This is a genomic window from [Clostridium] citroniae WAL-17108, from assembly GCF_000233455.1.
In the GTDB taxonomy this organism is placed as follows: Bacteria; Bacillota; Clostridia; order Lachnospirales; family Lachnospiraceae; genus Enterocloster; species Enterocloster citroniae.
The window spans coordinates 1271521-1292069 of record NZ_JH376420.1; the positions used below are offsets into that span (position 1 = coordinate 1271521).

Annotated in this window: 14 protein-coding genes; 2 read left to right on the plus strand and 12 right to left on the minus strand. The window is 46.6% G+C overall.

Annotation, left to right across the window (positions count from 1 at the left end; genetic code table 11):
- Positions 1-44 precede the first annotated feature (44 nt).
- Both HMPREF9469_RS05730 and HMPREF9469_RS05735 read right to left on the minus strand, forming a co-directional pair.
- Positions 45-587: an IbrB-like domain-containing protein gene (locus HMPREF9469_RS05730; RefSeq protein WP_007860053.1), complete on the minus strand. Its 543-nt coding sequence runs from the start codon at positions 585-587 to the stop codon at positions 45-47.
- Complete coding sequence (locus HMPREF9469_RS05735) at positions 562-1908, minus strand: phosphoadenosine phosphosulfate reductase (RefSeq protein WP_007860054.1); 1347 nt, start codon at positions 1906-1908, stop codon at positions 562-564. Before HMPREF9469_RS05735 ends, HMPREF9469_RS05730 begins: the two co-directional genes overlap by 26 nt.
- 463 nt (positions 1909-2371) lie before the next feature.
- Here HMPREF9469_RS05735 and HMPREF9469_RS05745 point away from each other — a divergent pair, with 463 nt between their 5' ends.
- Positions 2372-3712 carry an MATE family efflux transporter gene (locus HMPREF9469_RS05745; protein WP_007860055.1) on the plus strand — a complete coding sequence of 447 codons (1341 nt, stop codon included), beginning with the start codon at positions 2372-2374 and terminating at the stop codon, positions 3710-3712.
- An 84-nt stretch (positions 3713-3796) separates the two neighbouring features.
- On the opposite strand, the gene HMPREF9469_RS05750 is transcribed toward HMPREF9469_RS05745, so the two are convergent.
- From HMPREF9469_RS05750 to HMPREF9469_RS05800, 10 genes are all read right to left on the minus strand, one after another.
- Positions 3797-4669: an alpha/beta hydrolase gene (locus tag HMPREF9469_RS05750; protein WP_007860056.1), complete on the minus strand. Its 873-nt coding sequence runs from the start codon at positions 4667-4669 to the stop codon at positions 3797-3799.
- 102 nt (positions 4670-4771) lie between these two features.
- Complete coding sequence (locus HMPREF9469_RS33445; RefSeq protein WP_322746750.1) at positions 4772-4912, minus strand: hypothetical protein; 141 nt, start codon at positions 4910-4912, stop codon at positions 4772-4774.
- A gap of 7 nt (positions 4913-4919) precedes the next feature.
- The gene (locus tag HMPREF9469_RS05755; protein WP_007860057.1) at positions 4920-5921 is read right to left on the minus strand and encodes a flavodoxin family protein; all 1002 of its coding nucleotides are present in this window, start codon (positions 5919-5921) and stop codon (positions 4920-4922) included.
- A 20-nt stretch (positions 5922-5941) separates the two neighbouring features.
- Positions 5942-6664 carry a DUF5131 family protein gene (locus HMPREF9469_RS05760; RefSeq protein WP_007860059.1) on the minus strand — a complete coding sequence of 241 codons (723 nt, stop codon included), beginning with the start codon at positions 6662-6664 and terminating at the stop codon, positions 5942-5944.
- 370 nt (positions 6665-7034) lie between these two features.
- Positions 7035-7652, minus strand: coding sequence for a type 1 glutamine amidotransferase family protein (locus tag HMPREF9469_RS05770; protein ID WP_007860063.1), 618 nt, complete (start codon positions 7650-7652; stop codon positions 7035-7037).
- A gap of 344 nt (positions 7653-7996) precedes the next feature.
- Complete coding sequence (locus HMPREF9469_RS05780; RefSeq protein WP_007860065.1) at positions 7997-9379, minus strand: MATE family efflux transporter; 1383 nt, start codon at positions 9377-9379, stop codon at positions 7997-7999.
- Between the two features lie 376 nt (positions 9380-9755).
- Positions 9756-11843, minus strand: coding sequence for an AAA domain-containing protein (locus HMPREF9469_RS32355; RefSeq protein WP_227884096.1), 2088 nt, complete (start codon positions 11841-11843; stop codon positions 9756-9758).
- A gap of 20 nt (positions 11844-11863) precedes the next feature.
- The gene (locus tag HMPREF9469_RS05790) at positions 11864-16090 is read right to left on the minus strand and encodes a DUF4011 domain-containing protein (protein ID WP_007860069.1); all 4227 of its coding nucleotides are present in this window, start codon (positions 16088-16090) and stop codon (positions 11864-11866) included.
- 447 nt (positions 16091-16537) lie between these two features.
- Entirely contained in the window at positions 16538-18388 is a 1851-nt protein-coding gene (locus HMPREF9469_RS05795) for a GHKL domain-containing protein (protein WP_007860075.1), read from the minus strand.
- Positions 18385-19113, minus strand: a complete 729-nt coding sequence (locus tag HMPREF9469_RS05800) for a LytR/AlgR family response regulator transcription factor (RefSeq protein WP_007860077.1) — start codon at positions 19111-19113, stop codon at positions 18385-18387. Before HMPREF9469_RS05800 ends, HMPREF9469_RS05795 begins: the two co-directional genes overlap by 4 nt.
- A gap of 352 nt (positions 19114-19465) precedes the next feature.
- Here HMPREF9469_RS05800 and HMPREF9469_RS05805 point away from each other — a divergent pair, with 352 nt between their 5' ends.
- Positions 19466-20494 (plus strand): GGDEF domain-containing protein, encoded by a 1029-nt coding sequence (locus HMPREF9469_RS05805; protein ID WP_007860078.1) that lies wholly within the window; start codon positions 19466-19468, stop codon positions 20492-20494.
- The last annotated feature ends 55 nt before the right edge of the window (positions 20495-20549 follow it).

Consider the following 20549-nt stretch of genomic DNA (forward strand, 5'->3'; position numbering starts at 1 on the left):
TATTTATCCGTTACGAATCGTACAATATACACAAACCACAGAACCTACCGCCCATCATCCCAATCCTGATCGTCCTCCACCGGACGCCAGGCCTGGCCAAATTTGACATCCCGAAACAGGGTGGCCAGCCCTGTGATCTGTTTGAGGCGCAGGATCTCATCCCTGTCCATTCCCAGATGTTTGGAGATCCATGCATCTGAACGCCCCAATTCATGCAGCTCCTTCACTATATTGCTCATCAGATCCACATTGTGGGTGCCCCTTGCCCTGTTATGGCGGATCGTGCTGGCCATCCGTTTGTCAATGGGTTTATCAATCACAGAGACGGGCAAAAGCCCCTGCTCCCTTTCGTATATGTCCGGATGGTCAAGCATGACCTGGTAGCGGTGAAATCCATCCACGATCAGATAGAGGTCCTGAGCCTTGGCATAATAGCAGACCACCGGCATGGTGTAACCGTCTTCCTTGATGCTCTCATACAGAAGACGCCTCTCAGGAGGAGCTACCTTATTGGGGTTGTAGGTATTAGGCTTTACTTTTTCAATTGGAACGGCAATTACGTTATATACAGGGCTTTGATAACTCATAATTGAAATCCTCTATGCTTTCGTATTTTTTCTTGATCAGCTTTAGGCGGTCCTGCTGCTGGCGCGTCATGCCAAATCCCATAAACCGGCATGTGTGATCATTTTTAAGGATGCAGTAACACATCCGTTTCCAGCTTGGTATGTCCTTGGTTGATCTGATATTATCCGTGTTGTCAGGAATGGGTCCCAGAAAAACAATGCGGGACTTTTTATTCAGGGTATAATTAGAAACACCGTTGCGCCTGATCCTGTATCCGTTCTGCTCCAGCTCCTGTATGACATCTTCATCCAGGCCGCCTCCTGTTTCATGCCAGAAACGTATGGATGTGTTAAACTTCCGTATGTAATTATTGCGAAGCCGCTTGGGAAGTGTGTCCAGCAGGAACTGTGTGTATGATTTCCAGGTGTGGCCCGGCGGCAAAGTGATGCTGCGGTATCCCATGGCCTTTGTCCTCCCGTAAATGGCGGAAAAATTAGCTCCCTGGACCCGTCCCACCAGCCTGCACCAGATTTCCGGATCGATCACCCGGTACAGATTAATGGCATCCTTTGAATAATCGTTAAACGGGGAAGCCACCCGCATCTGGGACACGGTAAGCCCTGCCTTATGGTAGAGGTCATAAAGGCCGTTGTAATCATAAGAGAACAGATAATTGGCATGCCATACATCCCTGACACTCCAATCATATAAGGGGGAGGCACACCACACGTCCTTAAATTGTTTGCTGATCCAGCATTCTCCCTTATATCCGTATTTTCTGTTCAAAAAGCCGCTGTAGCGCTGAAGGGATTCATCCGCACGGATCCCAAGCAAACTGATTGTCTTTTTATCTCCATGTTTTTTCCGGTACCACCGCCCAAACTGCTTTGCCAGATCCTCCTGGTGCATACGATAGCGGTAGGTAGTGATCGGATTATTGGACAGATTGATCACATACTCCTTGTCGGGCATGTCCCTGACCCAAAGTTCCTGTTTGGTGTCATCCCAGGGATACCAGTACATTTCATAGCTGCTCAAAGCAGTCCTGGTGGCCATGGGTAAACAGACCCAATACAGTTCTGCCTCATTTTTAATGCGCTCAAGCGTCCGTTCAATATATTCGGTCGTCACTGTGTACTGAGCCTCAAAATCCTGATGGAACACGCCGATCCGCCTGTCCGGAGCATATTTATTTCTGTAATCCAGGACCAGATTTAAAAGCAGGCCGCTGTCCTTTCCGCCTGAAAAAGAAACATAGATGTTTTCAAATTCCTCAAAGATAAAATGTAACCTGTCTAATAATGCTTCGTAAACATTCTGCTTTAGATATTCTCTCTTCATCGTCTTTCCCCATATGTGATTAACCCTAAATAGCAAAAAAAGCCCGGAGAATATACTCCCAGCTTCTATTGCCCGCAACATTTCCTAATCTATTCACAATTATGTTTTGTCCCATATGTAAGGACCGGGAGTCAAATACTTTAAGCCGATCTCTATAGACTTATAATTAAGTTTATAGATTTTTTTTGCAGTGTCAATATTATTTTCCAAAAAATTGTAATGTAATCCATTGGTAATCCATTTTCCCTGTGAATCCGGTCCCATCTTGACAGCCGTCATCCCACATGATAAACTGTTACAAAATTCAACTTGGTTGATATACATGAACGGGTGAGCACCTACCGTATGCGAGGCTATTTCGCATACGGTATTTTTTAATGTACTCTCGGAGTCTCCTGGTGCTCAGCCAAAAAATGGGTGCCGGGGAGACTCCGAAAGTACTCTTTATAGTTTGGAGGAAGATATGGGAACTGGGAAAAACCAAACACATACCGCATTTGTACTCGTCAGGTTCGGCCTGCCGCTTATATTCAGCGGTATCCTTCAGCAACTTTACAGCTGGGCCGATGCCTTTATCGTGGGCCGCGTTGAGGGCGAGACCCCTTTGGCGTCCATTGGGGCAACTGCCGCCATAACAGAATTTTTTATCCTGTCGATCACAGGATTTACACTGGGACTGTCCATTCTTGCCGCACAAATGTATGGAAAGGATCAGAGCAAAGAAATCCGCAGAATATTATCATCCTTTGCCATCCTGTTGGGAGGTATCTTTGTACTACTGGCAGTGTTTGGATCCGCCCTGGCCGGCCCTGTATTGACTCTGGCCAATACTCCTGCGGATATGTTTCATTTTTCAATGGACTATCTGCGGATCATTCTCATGGGGATTCCTTTCCTGGCTGTGTACAATACATACTCCTCCGTGCTAAGGGCAATGGGTGACAGCAAAGCTCCCTTTTACGCTGTCTTCATCTCCTCCGCCATGAATGTTTTCCTTGATATCCTGTTTGTGGTGGTTTTGCACAAAGGTGTGGCCGGCGCTGCCATTGCAACCGTGATCTCCCAAATTGCAATGACCTGTTTCATAATCCTTTACAGCATCAGGAAACATCCTGTGTTAAGGTTTTCTATTCAGGAAAAAATGCTCCATTGGGATATTATTAAGCAGGGCTGTAAATTTGGTTTCCCGCCCGCCATACAATCCAGCGTAACATCCCTTGGGAACATCATCTTACAAAACTTTATGAATGGCTTTGGCACCCATACGGTAGCTGCAGTCACTTGTGCCTACCGCATTGACTCAATCATGCTGCTGCCCATTGTCAATCTGGGATCCGCCATCTCAACCATGGTGGCCCAAAGCAAAGGCGCAGGCAGACAAGGTTCAATCAAAGGGTATCTGGGCACAGGCATGGCTATGATGGCGGTCATTTCCCTGTTTTTGTCCGCTGTCATGATCCTGTTTGGCGGACGCCTGGTCTCCATATTCGGTCTGGACACAGAGGCCATTGGAATCGGCCATTCCTTTTTTAGGAGCATTGCTGTTTTTTACATTTTTTATGGTATGGCAACCGCATTCAGGGGTGCGGTGGAGGGTATGGGTGATGTAGTGTATTCAAGCATGGCCGGCATTGCAGCCCTTTGCATCCGCATTATGCTTTCCTATCTCTTTGCCGCTCCTCTTGCCAATATGGCCATCCCCTATGCGGAAGGGGTCTGCTGGATCTTTATGATGCTGTTTTTTGTGCCTCGGATCGTAGTGAGGGGGAGGGAATTGGAGATACAGCGCCTACCACACAGATGATGGGCGGGTCTGAATGGGTTTTCCAATTTTACCGGTGTCAAATATGAAAACCGTTCTGCCATATCAATAGGTTCATGCTCCAGTCTAGAAAAGATATCGCCTCAGCATCCCGATCATCATCCGATGCGCCCTGTCCGCCTCAGTGTCATCCCGCCCATTCACCGTAAAGCCATGGGCAACACTCTGGAAGCGCATCATTGTCACCTCCACCCCGTTTTTTGCCATTCTCAGGGCATATTGCTCCGCCTCGTCCCGCAGTGAATCCAACTCAGCCGTTATTACCAAGGCCGGGGGCAGTTCTCTAAGAAGATCATCCTCTGCAAAAATAGGCGAGCAATATATCTCTTTAGCTTGTTCCGGAAGCCGGTAGCATAGATTAAACAATTCAGAAATATCAGGCGGTACTGCCCCCTTAACGTAAAACTTATCAGCGGCTGGAGTATACATGTCCAAAACCGGATAATCCAGGATCTGACAGCAAAAATTAATTTCTTTTTCCTTCGCTTCCCTCAGACAGATAGCTGCCGCAAAGTTTCCTCCCGCACTATGGCCTCCGATCGCCATTCGCTTACTGTCGATTCCGAATTCCCCTGGATTGGCATATACATATTTTATCACATCATACACGTCCAATTGTCCCTGCGGATATGGAAACTCCGGTGCCAGCCGATAATCGGGACTGATCACGCATACATCCAATGCAGCGATAATTTTCCGGCAGAAAATGTTGTCGGCTTCTGGAACGTCATGATTAAAGCCGCCTCCGTGAATATCAAAAAATACAGGCAGATTATCCTCATTCCTTTCGGGGCGGTAAACCAGGCATCTTATCCGCCCATCCCCAGCAGGAACATAAACTTTCTTTGCAGTCACGTGCTCTTTCTTTGTCGCTTCCCAACAGACACTTCTACGTTTTTGTACAAACTGCGGTACTTTCTCCGGCACCTTGATTTCCATTTATTTCCTCCTACTACTGCAATTTGTTCATCGGCTCACAATCATGCCGATTCCTCCGGCAACATATTATTTTCTGATTCAACCGGAATACCGCATCATGCATTATTCATCCCTCTGCCCGCATAATAAGCCGGATACCACCTCTGAAACCATGCGGTAAAAATCCCCAGCAGAACCGGAAGCGCCGAGTTGACCGCCCCTGTCCATGGGGCAAAGGGTGTCAGCAGCAGAAAATACGTCCACAGTGGGGTCACCAGGTACAGAGCTCCCCAGCATGCGGTAAGGATGCGGTTGGTGCGCAGAAACAGGGGATTTTCCCACTCCTGTCTGCCCCGAAAATTGTTGATGGAATAATAAGCTGACAGCGGCAGCCTGCACGGTCCCTGCCTCCCCAATCCCCTTTGTTATAGAACGCCGCCATCTGACGGGTGAAATTCAGGGAGGGATCCGGCTGCACACCATTCTGCTCCCCACGCTCCGCCCAATCTGTACTCTCCGCCCAATCTGTACTCTCCCCGCGGACCCCCCAGTCAGCGTCAGCCATCTCTTCAAACGCATCACGGGGCACCAATGGCTGGGTCAGCAGCTCCCATGTGGCAGACGAGATAGGACCAGCCGCAGATGGGGCAGAATCAGAAGCCGGCGAAATGAAACTCACGGCAAACTCCCTTCCCGCCCGGCGTACCCAGCTTAAGTATTCATCAACGCGTTTTCTCAGGGCAGGAACACGGAACAGCTCCCCTTCCCCACAATAGACGGATATATAGCCATCCTTGCCGTATATCCGGTCAAATTGGGTATTTACCCCATCATAATTACCCTGGGGCGTATAAAATCCGCAGGTAGAGATAGCGGCATAACGTTTGCCGGATAGATCGTACCGTCCGGGATGTCCGCCGCTCTCCTTACCTTTTGACATAAATGGCAAACTCATGGGCAGCTGCCGGTCCATGAGAGCCTTAAGCCGGGAGGGCAGGCCGAAATAGTACAGAGGAAAACTCCATATAATCAAATCAGCTTCAAGGATTTGTTCAATGATCCCTGCCACATCATCCTGGAGGCAGCAGGTTCCCGGGGTGACACTCCAGCATCGGAAACATCCCAGACAGTCCTGTATCTTTTTCTGGTAAACAGGCACGATTTCCGTCTGTATCTCCACCCTTTGCCCGATTCCTTCACAAAAGGCTTTTGTCAGCTCCATGATATTGCTGCGCTCCCCTTTGGGACTGCCGTTTAGCACCAGGATCTTCATATGCACACCTCCAGCTTCATCTAAAACAACCGTTTCCCATCTGAGATATCGATACCAAGCTCTCTTGCCAAACTGTTTTGCTTGTATGGATTCACCTTTTCAACAATGCCCTTTTGTTTAAAAAATGAACCTGTATTTTTAAACCAGAATGTAACATTGGCTTTCACACATTGCTCTCTGATATTAAGCACCCAGTCATAATCACATTCCCGGGCCTCCCGCCCTGTCTCACCCCCAACTGTAACATGTTCCACGCCATAAAGATACGGAGACAGGTCTATTGCCTCCAACAGCGGGGCACATGCGATAAACCTCCGCTTGATGGGATAGGATAAGAACAGCGGAAGTCTGTAATCAGCTATTTTTTGGTTCTCTACCGTACACCCAATATTCACATTGTCATATCCCCGGCCCCAATCAGATGGAAGGGATACAAGGAAGCGGTCGATCCGCTTTGTCAGGATCAGAAATTCTATATCTGTCCGTTCCCTGATCATGGACCATGCTTCTTTGCGCCATTCATCCGCTTCAGGCAGGAAAAAGTCAGTGGCAAAACAGGTGGCAAGGATTTTATTTCCCTTTATGTTATATTCGCCCTTAGCTTTTTTCCTGATGGGCCAATCAAATTGATCAGTCATTTGTATGGTATTTTGACCATAGCGTTTCCCATGGGGCCCATAGAAATAACAATTCGTACATCCGTCACTTACTTTATAACACCCTGTCCAGGGTTCCCAATTCATAGGCTTCTCCCCAATTCACTCATTTTATCAAAAAGAACCGCTGACTTTTTTCCAGGGTCAGCAGTTCTCAATATTTACACGCAATAAAACCGGATTATTTTTTTCGGTTCCTCCACAGATATTCCAACAAATTGGCAACGAATATCACTAAGAAAAAGATCACTTCCAGTGATAATGATATCTTATATGGATTCCTGGTCACTGACCCATAAATCAGACAGATCAGGTTAAAAACAACAGAAATAAAAAGTGCTTTAAAAAATGCAACTTGTATCCACCGTTTCATAAATTCCTCCCATCAGCCTAAGTATACTCCCGAAGAAACTGCTGATTGTCAACGTACATTTTTCCTCATGAGCAATCATGCTCGTCACTCATTCCAGCTGGTTGCATCCTCCGGCATTGACACATTATACCATCCTAGTTTATGGAAATTATACCACTCTGTAATAACCTTTTCCGGGGCTGCTTTCAGGGCGAACAGCACTTCTTTTGCAAACTCCAGAGGAGCCGTTCCATTGGCCGTGACAATGTTTCCATCCCTGACCGCTTGTCTCATAACGTATTTCTGTTCCCCGGTGTAGGCCTTGCCTGCCCACTGTTTCAGATCATTAAGGTCATTGCTTGTATGATTCACATTGTTCAAAACTCCCGCTGTACCAAGGAACCCTGATGCATCGCATATACCGCCCAAAACTTTTCCTTTCTCCAGGCATTTCTCCACAAGAGGCTGAATCCTGCGGGCTTCTTCATTCCTCCACGCCATTCCTCCAACCAAAATCAGCGCCTCATAATCGGCAGGAATCGAATTGATATCATAATCAGGCAATACACAAAAACCTCCAATGGAGCATACCGGCTCTTTTGTCAAAGACACGGTCTTAACCTCATACATACCCTGCCCTAACATTTGGAGGGCGGAGGACAGATAAGCAGCCTCCCAGTCGGCATATGGCTCTAAAATCACAAATAAGATGCATTTCTTCATACAATTTTCTCCTCAATTATTATTTTCCCATACAGCGTGTCCTTTGACCGGAATGAACATGCTGCGTATTATATTATTATATCATTAATCTCCTGTTTTGTATTGTAAAAAAACGACTTCATCCGCACATGATGCCCGCAGGCTGTCCACTGTCAGCGTGTTTGCGCTGCGCAGCATTTCCATGGACGACTCAATTTGGGCCGCATATTCCTCTGCTCTTTTAAACCGTGCCGCCCGCTCCGGGTTACAAGGAATAGGCATGCCATGGGTGGGTATGGACTGCTTAAACATGGTGGGGGCATAATGTAATCGATGCTTTGGTCAATCAGCTTTTTCCGATCCATCTACGTATTCTCCTCCTCTTCCGTCCCTTTTCTCCTGATCAAATTCCCACGTTCCCATATTCTGCTCTTAAAATACAGCCCCCCGGCAACCGCCGGAAGAATGGGAGAAAGAGCCTGTCCCAGATATACACCGGGAAATCCAAAGGACAATGGAAATGCCAGCAGCCAGCTCACAGGCAGCCGCACCACCACCGCGTCCAAAAGAGCGTTTACCATAGCGACATTGGCGGAGCCGACCCCAATGGCAAAGGAATCAAAGGTATACATAGCCCCATAGATCAGGCTGTTAAGCCCACAGCATATTCTAAGGTACAAGATACCATCCCGTGTGACCTCCGGGCTCACCGGGTCAAAAAGCCTGATGATCGGTCCTGCAAAAATCTGGACAAACAATACCGCCACAGCGGTGATTGCAAGGTTAAGGCAAAGTCCCGTGTTTGTTGTTTCCCTCACCCGTTCCCTGTTATTCGCCCCCATGTTCTGCCCTGCCATTGCTGTGACTGCCTGCCCCACGGCCCAGCAGGGCATACCTGCAAACGTATTGATCTTTAAGCCCACACCGGAGGCCGCGGCAACCGCTACCCCAAACTGATTGAGAATCCCGGTGATTAAAAGGTAGGATATGTTCACTACCACCATCTGAACAGCCGTAGGCAGCCCCACCTTTAGGATCATGGCCAGCTTATCCTTTTTAACTACAAAATGTTCCGGCTTAAAATCAAAAATAAAGCTTCTGCGTTTCAGATGGATCATCGCTGCTGCAAATGAAATACCCTGGGAAAAGATCGTTGCATATGCCGCTCCTTTGGCCCCCATTCCAAATGGGCCAACTAACAGCAGATCTAACACAATATTCACAATGGCGGCAATCCCAACAAAATACAGGGGACTTTTAGAATCCCCAAATCCTTTCATAATGGAGCATACCCCATTATATCCAAACACAAAAACCGTTCCCCGGCAGATGACCTCCATATATTCACAGGCATCCCCCATTGCATCCGATGGGATGCTTAACAGGCCGAACAGCGTCTTATACCCTAGCAGCGCAGCGGCGGTGACAACACCTGACGCGGTCAGGGTAAGGGAAAATAATGTGCCCACTGTTTCGCTCTGCCCTTTCACGTCATCGGCGCCTTTGAACTGGGCGATCAAAACCGTCCCTCCCATTGTAACACCAATACAGATGGAATTGATGATAAAACTTACCATAGAGGCATTGCTGATGGCCGCAAGCCCTGTTTTTCCAACAATCCTGCCCACCACCAGCATATCTACAATACTGTAAAACGATTGGAGCAGGTTTGCCAACAACAAAGGAAGCGCAAAGGCGATCAGTTTTTTAGGTACACTTCCCGTGGTTAAATTCTCTTTATCAATCATTGGGTTCATTTCCTTTCTCAAAAAAACAGAAGGCCGGCACGGTAACGTGCGCCTTCTGCTGTGGTGTCAATATAAAAAAAGACAACAAAAGGCCGCAGACAAAACACTGTCTGCGACCCTAAAGATCATAAAACAGAATCTATGGTTTCATAGATTCCCTTTTCTTATCAGGCTCCGCACAATGTTTTGTGGTATATACTTGTTCGGAGCCAAACTCAATACAAAATTTTCCAAATAACATTGTACTCACCCTTTCCTGGATTCTAAAATAATTATAGATGGTTGCTGGGATTATGTCAATGCGGAGGGATTCACCACCGGACATATTTTGCCACAGCGTTTCAATACCCATATTTTTATGAGCCGCCCGTATGGGCTATTCCTTACCTGCATTAAGTTCCCACAACTTCTCCGCATTCTGGATGATTTCTCCTGACTTCCGTCCATATTTCAATCCCTTTTCAACAGCTGCGACCAGTGCGGCGCCGCTTCGCCCATATCCCATTGTCCGAATAGTCTCCTTAATAAGCATATCCTTATTCAAAGCACCCTTATTTCCCAAAGTGACACAAACCGCGTTTTTAATTTCCTGTTGGCATATTTCATCCGGATATCTCTTATCATCAGAATTTTGTTCCAGGCGATACATTCTGTAAACATCAGGATCCTGATCCTTTTTCCAGATAAACTTCACACCCGCCTGCTTATTCGTTCTGGATACAGTTTTCTTAAGAGCCTTTTCGGCTGCTTCAAGCGTCTGAGCACTGGAGCGTCCGATATCAAAGGAACGGAGCATTTTTTTAACCAGCCGGTCATAGTTTATGGGCGCCTCCGCGTCAATGATCTGCTGAAGCTTTGCAGTGATAGAAGCCAGCGTGTCCTTCAGGACAAACTCTGCCGTGGACATAGGGGTGATCTCCAGCTCTGCCGAAATATATTCTTCTACTTGATATGCGATAATTTCCGATGAATTGCCTGCAGGTATTCCGGGCTGTTCTTCCTGCTTTGCCGCAATCCTCATTCCCGGTTCAATCAAAACTGAATATTCTGGATTTAATCGATTTTCCATATGTATGGCAGATGCTTGCTCTGCCACAAGATCCGCTTCTATCTCTACCGATTCTGTTACTTCAGTTTCCAAAGTCTTATCTTCTCCAGCCTTATCTCCTGCAGTCTCATTCTCCTCTGCATCTTTGAACTCAGCAATGCTGTTTTCAGAATTCATCTGCTGTTCGTCAGAAACTTCCTGCTCTGCTATATTTCTTACGTCACATAGCTCTGCTGTCTCTTTAATCTCTACATTAATGTTTTCATCCGCCTTGCCCAAATGAGACTCTTGATATTCTTGATATTGTTCATATGCTTCCGCCCTTTGCTGATCCAAAATCTGAAGCAGCTTGCCAATCTCTTTTTCCCGGTTATCCCACCAGTCCATGGTCCAGATACGATGCAGCTTCCAGCCAAGTCCCTGCAAGACACTTATTTGAGCAACCTCCCGATCCTTTGTATTCACAGACTGTTTGTAGGAGTCACCGTCCAGCATAATCCCAAGCAGGTACTCTTCTTCCTTGTAAGGATTAATCACTGCAATATCTACCTTAAACTTAGAGTGGCCCACCGCCTTCTGATACTTAAATCCGGCATCTGATATCTGCCGGCAAATATGTTCCATGATTCCCTGGTCCTTCTGTACTCTGGTCTCAATGTATTCCCCCTGCAGCCGTCCCTTTTCGGCAAACTCCAAGAAATTCCTGAGGGACTCAACACCTTTAGCTTTCGTACGTTTCAGGTCGATCATATCCGCTGTCATGGTCGTAAATACAACCATTTCAGTTCTGGCACGGGATACAGCTACATTTAGCCGTTTCCATCCCCCGCCTTTATTCAGCGGACCAAAGTTTAATGACAGTTTTCCATTGGCATCCGGGCCAAAAGCAACTGAAAATAAGATTACATCTCTCTCATCACCCTGAACGTTTTCAAGGTTCTTAACAAACATTGTTTCTTCGCCAACATTTGCCCAAGTATCAAATTCAGGATTTTTCTGATATTCTTCCTGTAACAGGTCTTCAATCAATGTCTGCTGACTAATATTAAATGTTACAACACCTATTGTCTGATTTGTCAATTCGGGATCTTTATATCTTCGCTTAATTTCCTCCACAATAGTTCTTGCTTCACCTTCATTGACACGCCCCTTTCCCCGGTCAAAGAATCCCTCCGCTTTTACCAGTCTGACTCGTTTTACCCTGTCGTTTACTGATGGAAATGTCAGCATGGAACTCTCATAAAATTCCTGGTTGCTGAACGCAATCAAGCTTTCATGTCTGCTTCGATAATGCCAATGCAGATGAGCCTGCGGCATACCAAGAGCCAGACAGTCATCCAGAATACTATCCAAATCTTCAATATCCAGGTTATCTTCATCCACAGTATTTCCTGCAAAGAAACTGGTAGGCGGCATCTGATTGGGATCTCCGACAATCACTGCATCCTTGCCTCTGGCAAGCACTCCAACTGCTTTACAGGTAGGTAACTGTGAGGCCTCATCAAATATAACAATATCAAACAGGTCATTCTCTGCGGACAGATACTGCGCCACTGAAATGGGGCTCGGCTCATCAGCATACATGGACATAATCTTGTGAGCACCGTGGGTATCTGTTCAAACAAAGACCGAATGGACACGCCCCTGCCATTGCTGCTGATGGCCCTTCGTAATATATTTAATTCCTTGCTCACCTGAACAGAATCCTGTGAGGTAGGGAGCTGATGTGTGAGTTTATAGAACATCTCTTCCTTTGTCAGATCCATAAACTCCTGATCCAACTTTTTAAACTGTATAATCCGTTCATTAAATTCAGTACCGGTAAATCCATTCAGCACCGGTTCGTTTTCCACAACTGATAGTATGATGGTCCTGTAAATAGATCTTAAATAGACATCCAGGATCTGCTCATGGGGCATACCCGCTTCATATGCCTCGCAAACAGGCGCCAGCCCATGTTCTCTGCATTCCATTACAATCTGTCTATAAACAATCCAATCTTTGATGGATGATGCATTTTCAAGAATACCTGTGCAAAGATCCAAACGGCTCTCCATCCAATCTTTATCATTTCCGCTGAATTCAAGCTTCAGTAATTCTGTTGTCGCTGTCTGCTTTTCTTTCACCGTATCAAGATCAGCAATCACCGCCTTAGCAATATCGATACAACTCTTTAATTCTCCTGACGCCTCCAGTCTCCTGATCTGTTCGGCAAACTGGGTCAATGTCTGAACCTGACATTTTACAAAAGCCTGATAGGCTTCCAATTCTGCATTTGTTGTATACTCTTGTAATATTTCTTTCCATTCACAAGACAATTGCGACTTTAAGCCTTCAACCGCTTCCGCTTCCTGCTGATAGAATGAAATATCTGTCAAATATACGGGAATCTTATCTGCCAGCACCGGGAACGAGGCATATGCCTGCATCTCCGCAGTAAGCGCAGCAAGTGCCTTCCCCTTGCCAAAGAACTTTTTATTTGCCTGATCATACTTATCACGGAATATATTCATATCCATTTTTAGGAAATTCTCGTTCCACTGGCTTAAGAAGTTCTCCTTTTGAGAAGCAAACGCACTACTCCGTTCCAGATACACCTTAGGATCCGCAAATTCCCTGTCTATAGAATCTGCATTTCTTATAAATGAAGGAATCTCCTCCGCTGCAATCACACCGCGGGCATCACTGCAAATCCCCCTCCACTCAGCCTCCGATACCGGCAAATTAAGTTCCATCTGTTTTGCAAACAGGTTTACATCTGCCTTCAATGTTTCAAGCGCGGACTTATAGGCACGTACAATATCTTCCAAATCAAATTTCAGTTTCTGACTGTATTCATTTTGGCGGATTGATGACAACGGATGATTATGAGGATGAGTAATGGCTTTTCCTGCCGCGACCAGTCTCTCTAGGCTGTGAATATGATGATCCAAGTCATTTTCAGTCAGTGAACCCGCATATGTATGATCAAAACGTATATCCTTACCAAATTCTGGTATCATCTCATATATATCCATAAGCTGGCGAAGGCTTTTACCGAATGCCCTCTGCTTATGGAGTGCTTTTGCATAGGCATCCAGACTTGCCCTCATCTTACGGATATCCTGAATCTTTTTATCGTAATCTGTCTGCATTCCCCAGACGCCAATTTCAAGACCTCGTCTTAACTGATCAAGAACAGCTTTTTTAGTTGCCTTATTTGAATGTAACTCCAGACAAAAATCCTGTATTCCAAGTCCTGCAAGACGCTTTTGTACAACCTCCAATGCTGCCATTTTCTCTGCAACAAAAAGCACTGTCTTTCCCTTTGTCAAAGCATTTGCCACCATTGCAGTGATGGTCTGTGACTTCCCCGTTCCCGGCGGCCCATGCAGCACAAAACTGACACCGCCAGCTGCCATATTGATGGCCTTCAACTGTGAAGAGTCAACCGTTACCGGCAAATACGCCTCATCCGTGTTAACACTGGAAGGAATTGTACAATCCCAGTCCACAGCTCCCATCATTAAGCTGCGGACTATTTTATTGTGATTAAGGAATTCCGTCCTACTATGAATATCATTCCACATTACAAACTGGGAAAATGAAAAATTACCAATAAAGCCTGCTTCCACCACATTCCACATAGGAAGATTCATCACTGCGTGTCGTATTATTGCAAATATCTTCGGCAGATTCAGTCCGTGTTCATCCATGGGAGCCGGATTTAACCCCTGGATCTGTATATCAAAACTCTGTTTCAAAAACTCCAGCAAAGTAATATTAATCTGCGCATCCTCGTCCCTCATGCACAATGCATAACCTTTACTTGCCGACTTTCGGTTAATATCAATCGGTACCAGGATAATAGGGGCATATCTTGGCACAGCGTCTCTTTTTCCCTCAAACCATCTGAGAAGTCCAAGTGCCAGATACAGCGTACTGGCGCCATTCTCCTCCATTGATGTCTTTGCGGAACGATACATTTTAGTCAGGCAGCTGAAAAGTTCTTTTTCTGTATATAAAGAATGGAGCCTCCTATGTTTGCCTTCCAATGCTATAAAATCCGCAAATGGTCCCAGTTCTCCCAATGCCTCAACCGGCACTCCCTCCTCTCCCGAAACAGACATGTCTGCCGGTCTTGGCAGCACCAGAAATTCTTCCCCCTCAGATAACGCATCCTCCAGAGTATTGATATCCGCGGAAAGAAGGGGTACGACCGCCTTCGTCATTCTCATATTAATAAGCATATTTCTCATACTCATATCAAGAAGCTTGCGTTCCCACTGAGCTTGCTTTGTAACCTTTTCCTTGTCTGGAGAACGGGAAAGGTTGAAAGTATCTCCTATAGCAGCTGGTGCATTTGTAACATCCTGATCCTTGCGGTCCTCATGCCTTACCTCAAATCCGGCATCTGTTTTTATACGAACCGGAAGCGGCCTGATACCCATACTTCTAGCCCGGCATACATCTATAACAAATGCAAATCTGCTATACGCAGAGACGTTACCTTCAGCCAGAGCAATTGCCTCATCGAAACTTTTTGTTCTTCCTGAACACATGGCGGTGCATTCCACCACGATCATTTCATGAATGCCCTTAGACATTCTCTTCTCAAGCTGGGATGGATCATCCATGATCATATCTGAAAAAGATTCCTCTATGAGCCATACACCAGCAAAGATGTGGCCTTTCATCATAACCATAACCGGATTCAATCCCATAGCCTCCAGACATGCCACATACAAAAGCGTCATGTCCATACATGTTCCCATATGCTGATCCAATACCGCATCAGCCAAACGAATACGCTGCCCAAATGCTTCAAAGCTTGAAGGCGGTTCAGCATATGTAATATTCTTCTGCTGGATTGCAGCATAAGCGGCAGCTGCCATGGTTTTCACTCTGTTTGGATCATTAAACTGGTACCCTGCAAGAGAGGGATCCTTTGTCCACTTATCCAGATATTTTGCTGCAAGCTGCAGCATACTGCTGACAACCGGGTGGTTTGGCATTGCAAATGCAGCCAGCAGTTCCGGTGTATATTGCAGTCCAGGCCACTGGTCAAAAGCAAGCGCTATCATCTCTTTTGTTTCTGAAGCCAGTTCTTCTTCTCCAAGACAAACCCTTACCTTTAGTTTGCATGCACTTCTCTCAGTAAGTGATGCAAGATATTCGGTATTAATACTTACTTTAAGGTTTCTGAAATGCAGTTCTTCTCCTGGTTTAATCTTTTCGATTCCAATCTCGAACAATTCAACCAGTTCATTGTTGGAATCTATCTTAATCATAAGATGATCAATATCTGCTTCCGAACCATTTTTTACACAGATATCCCTTACGATATGCGCTCCATTATGTACAACTGCATAAGTAAGTACATCATCTATTTCACAGGAAAGCTCTAGGCTCATCTTAGCCTTTTTAATCATATCCTGATCCCAAGTCAGTAAAACAGCCGCCATATGTTTACAATTGGCTCCGGCTTTTGCATCAGGGCAAGTGCATTGCATTTTAGGGGAGGCATCTCCATCCAATTCAATTTCCACCTTAAAGTTGTCGGGCCCGGCCACCATTGCTACAATATGATTATCATCTGTATGCAAATCATGGACAGAATTACTGTGAATATAATCCTCTGCGCCACATAATATATTCTCATTAAACAAAGTTCTCCAATCCATGATAAAACCTCCCACCCATTATAGCTTATTAATAAAACAGTGATAGACTATCTTTAATTTCTCAAAATAGCATACAATTGGTTAACTGTAATAAATTATACCATGATAAACATTCCTTTTCCAGGACATATCAGATGGGATTTCCATTTTATACCGGTCTCTCGTGCAATCATTCTCCTTGCGGCAGCAAAAAGCCTGCGCCCCGGGGATATGATTCGGGCAAAGCTGACAGACATTGACTGGTAGAAGGTTGAAATATGATTTGTTCAAAGGAAAACAGGGCATGCAAGCTATACTCCATTGATGAAGGAAGCAGAAGAAGCATTCCAGGATTACATCCTGAACGCAAGGCCGCGCTCTGGAAGCCCGGAAGTATTTCTGAGACTGATTGAGCCGGAACGAATTGAACGCTGCACCGACCACTGGTGTGGCAGGAAAAGTCCCTTTTCACTCTGCCCCGGGCTTCCTACACAGTTCATCCAGCCGCAGGTAAACAGAAGAACAAAACTGCTCTCCCTTTGTCTCAAACCGCGCGCCGCCGCCATACTTCTGTGCCACCGCGCGGATGGAAAGCAGGCCGGTTCCGCCGCCTTGCTTTAAGGAACGGAACCCGCCATCGGGAAGCGGGGTGACAGACTGGAAATAATTGTCCATCACAATGGTCAGAATACCGTCCTGCAACCGGCTTTTCATATGGATATAAGGCTTTCCCTCCGCCGCGCCCCGGCAGGCTTCCAAAGCATTTTCCAGTAGGTTTCCGATAATCACACATAGTTCACTCTCTGTGACATCCCCTGTCTGATTGGGGATATTCAGGGAGAGTTTACAATCGGTAATCCCCATTTTCCCGGCAAAGGATACATAATAGGTTGCCACGGCATTGACCGCTTCATTTTCACAGTAGCGGACCAGCGGCACGGGAACACAGCGTAACTGAGCAGCCAGATAGTCCGTCAGCTTTTGCATGTCCCCGTTCTCCGCAAAGCGGTGGAGCACGGTAAGCTGGTGGCGCAGGTCGTGGCGCTGGGCGCGGATCTGCGCGTCCATCTCTGTAATTGCGGCATAACGCTCCTTCTGCACTTCAATCTGATGGCCCATCAGGGTGTTCTCATATTGCAGCCTGCGCTTTTCCGTCTGCGTCTCGAATGCGTTTTTTACAAAATCACCGCAGATCAGGCTTGCCATGATGATGAAAATAAGTACGCCGATTTGAAAGAACAGCGACATCTGGTCTGTCATACGCAGCGCGTAATAATTCAGTACTTCCAGCACGGAAAACAGAGCTAGAATCAGAATCGGCATGGCAAAGCGCCGCGCTAACGCATCGCGGCCTCTTACCGCCTTCACAAAAATACGGATGCCTAAAGCGCATAGCGTCAACGGCTGTAATACATGGAACAGGTACATGCTCTTAGCAAGAGGAACCGCCCCGGTCAGCTGCAGCAGCAGGGCGGCTAAGTTACAGGCCACCAGGATACGGCACAGTGTCTGGAGCGGCCCTTTCTTTTCAAAATCCAGCACCAGCATTACAAATTTCATAAAGGGAATGGTAAAGGAAAATAGTCCCATAAAGGCCATCAGGTACAGCAGAGGAGGATTATGGATGAAAATGGAGGTCAGGTTACATTCCCCCAAGACCCATGTCCCTACCAGGATGGAAAAAAGGCCCAGCCAGAAAAAGGAGAATCCGGCCCGGTTCAGACGGATAATCACAAAGGCAATTAAAAGCAGAATCACTCCCAATGCCAGAAGGATTATCGAGAAAGACAGGGAAAAACCCATATGGGAAAAGAGCTGCTGCAGAATTGCGTTTGGCGTACCCATCAGCACCGGGTGGAGCGCCACGGTATTCCTGCTGGCCGGTGACTGCAATTCAAGGCGCAGAACGGCGGGGGAACCGGTCCGTGGGATGGGCAGCAGCTCCACATTGGTGGGAGGGTCCGCAAATATGGCGGGAAAACTCCCATCTTCCCCGTATTCATAGATCAGGGTATCGTTGATGCAGACGCGCACAGGCGTATAAACCGATTTGACATAAAGATAATCCCCAGCTTCCGGGAGGATTTCCGCGGTCAGCGTAAGCGCGGTGCGGGGCGGGAGGTCCTTCAGGCTTCCCGGCAGAGTGATGGGTTCTTCTTTCCCTCCTAACCCAAGCGTCCAGTCAGAAAGCGTAAGCACCGGCTGGAGCGGCCTGTCCGTCTGCCAAAATGCCAGGGAACCGGCAAGGAGCAGAACCATGAAAAGGGCCGGAAACAGGTAGGGGATGCTATAGATTTTGCTTATTTTCTTTTCTCTCATGATTGAAAATCCCCCCTTGCCCTATGGAAAAGCCAGTTTTCCCATGCTTCCCGCGCTTTTTTCATACCTTCCCTGCGAATATAGACATTCGCGCCCTCTTTCATTTTAAAAACAGAGTAATCAATATCTATGCTTTTTACATAGGCCAGATTGACCAGATAGCTCTTGTGGCATCGGAAAAACGACCGCTCCGAAAATTGAAGCTGGACTTGATCCAGTTTAGCATGGGTCCGCAGCACGTTCCCGCCCTGTAAAAACACCTGAACGATATGGCCCTTCTGTTCCAGATACAGAATCTGGTGATACGGCACACAGACCCACTCCCCATTGATTAGGAGCGTGGCATGGGGAACGGATTGTTTCTTAGCCTGCACCAGCTTCAGAAGGTCCACAACCGCATCTTTATCCACTGGTTTTTCTATGTACTTCAGCACATTCAGGCGGTAGCTTTCCAGCGTGTGATCGGTGCTGGTGGTGGTAAAGGCCACCTCCACCTCATCATCTTGTTCCCGGATTTTCTTCACCGTTTCCACACCCAGCATCCCGCCCATATAAATATCCATGAAAATCAAATCATAGGCTCCCGGCTGAAATTGTTCCAGCAGATCTTCTCCAGTCTCAAAACAATCCAGTGAGACAGGAATGCCGCTCTCTTGCAGAATGAAAACAAGCTGTTCCATGTCGTAGGCGTTGTCCTCACAAAGCCCTATGCGTAATTTGCCCATATGCCCTCCTATATTTTGAAAAGTATATCACGCATACACAAAATGGTCAAGTTGTCAAGTACGAATTTTGATTTCAATGCGGCCATTTTTCGTACTGGAGGCTCTGCGGTGGTCGCGATATAATTGCAATAGAAAGATTCATTTCATAAAAGCGGGAACCATCCACTGGATGGGAGGAGGTGGACATGGAGACAACAGACTGTTTACGGGCGCAGAGGAAACAGGACAGACCCGAACTGCGGCGGGTATCAGCACATTGGCAATGCCTTGCATCGGGGAGGTGTTGAGAGCATGGCGCAGTTCTGTGCGATGGATGAAGCCGGCGGACATAACTGCGAAAAGAGGAGGAGCTATGAACGATACTCTACTATCACTCAAAGAAGAAAACAAACGCTTAAATGAGATGGTTGAAACAGATTGGCTGACTGGACTATATAACCGGATGGCCATAGAAAAAAAAGTCAATGAAGTTCTGAAGAATAGACAGCTCGGAGTACTGTTTGCTATTGATATTGACAATTTCAAAGAAATCAATGACCGTTACGGTCATATAGCAGGTGACAGAGTCCTTCAGGGAGTTGCCGGTATTCTGAGTAAAATGGTATTTCCTAAAGATATTCTGGCGCGGGTTGGCGGGGATGAATTTGTTATCTTTATGCCCATAAGCCAGGACGAAGCCTTTATTGAATCGCGTTGCCAGCAGATAGAACAGCGATTTTTCAATCTGCCCCGATCCCAGTTTGTAATTAGCAAGCTGTCTCTCACTGTCTGCGGGAGCAGCTACCAGCCAGGTGACAATTACAGCCGCCTGTTCAACAGGGCAGACCACTTGCTTTTAAACGAAAAGGGGAACAGAAAAAAAGAAAAACGGACTGCATACGACAGGACACTGTACCCGGACCATGGTAAAAGCTTGAAGGTTGATATGGAACAGATCAGCCGTGAGCTGTCCGAGCCCGGACAGATACAAGGAGCCTTCTGCCAGGACTACGAGAGTTTTGTAAATATCTACCGTTTTATGGAGCGTCGTTTAAAAAGAATCCAGTCCAATATCTACAGCATGCTTTTTACCTTGACTGATAAACAAGGCAATTTCCCCGTTCTTCAGGAGAGCAGCCAGTTGATGGAAGACCTGCATGAAGTAATTCAGTCCTCCCTGCGTTCAGGAGACGTCTTTACCCGGTACAGCAGCTGTCAGTTCCTGCTTATGGTATGTGATGCAAGCGGTACAGAGACGGATTCCATTGCAGAGCGTATCCTGAATAAATTTAATCAACACATCTCCTGCTATGACGGATATCAAATCAGGTATAACAGGTATCCATTGAAGCCGGTTTTCTCTACTAACAAAATCAAGAACGAGAGCGCGAGCCGACAATAACCTGGACGGTTCAGGTGTAAAAAACATGGCGCAGGTCTGCACCATGGACGAGGTC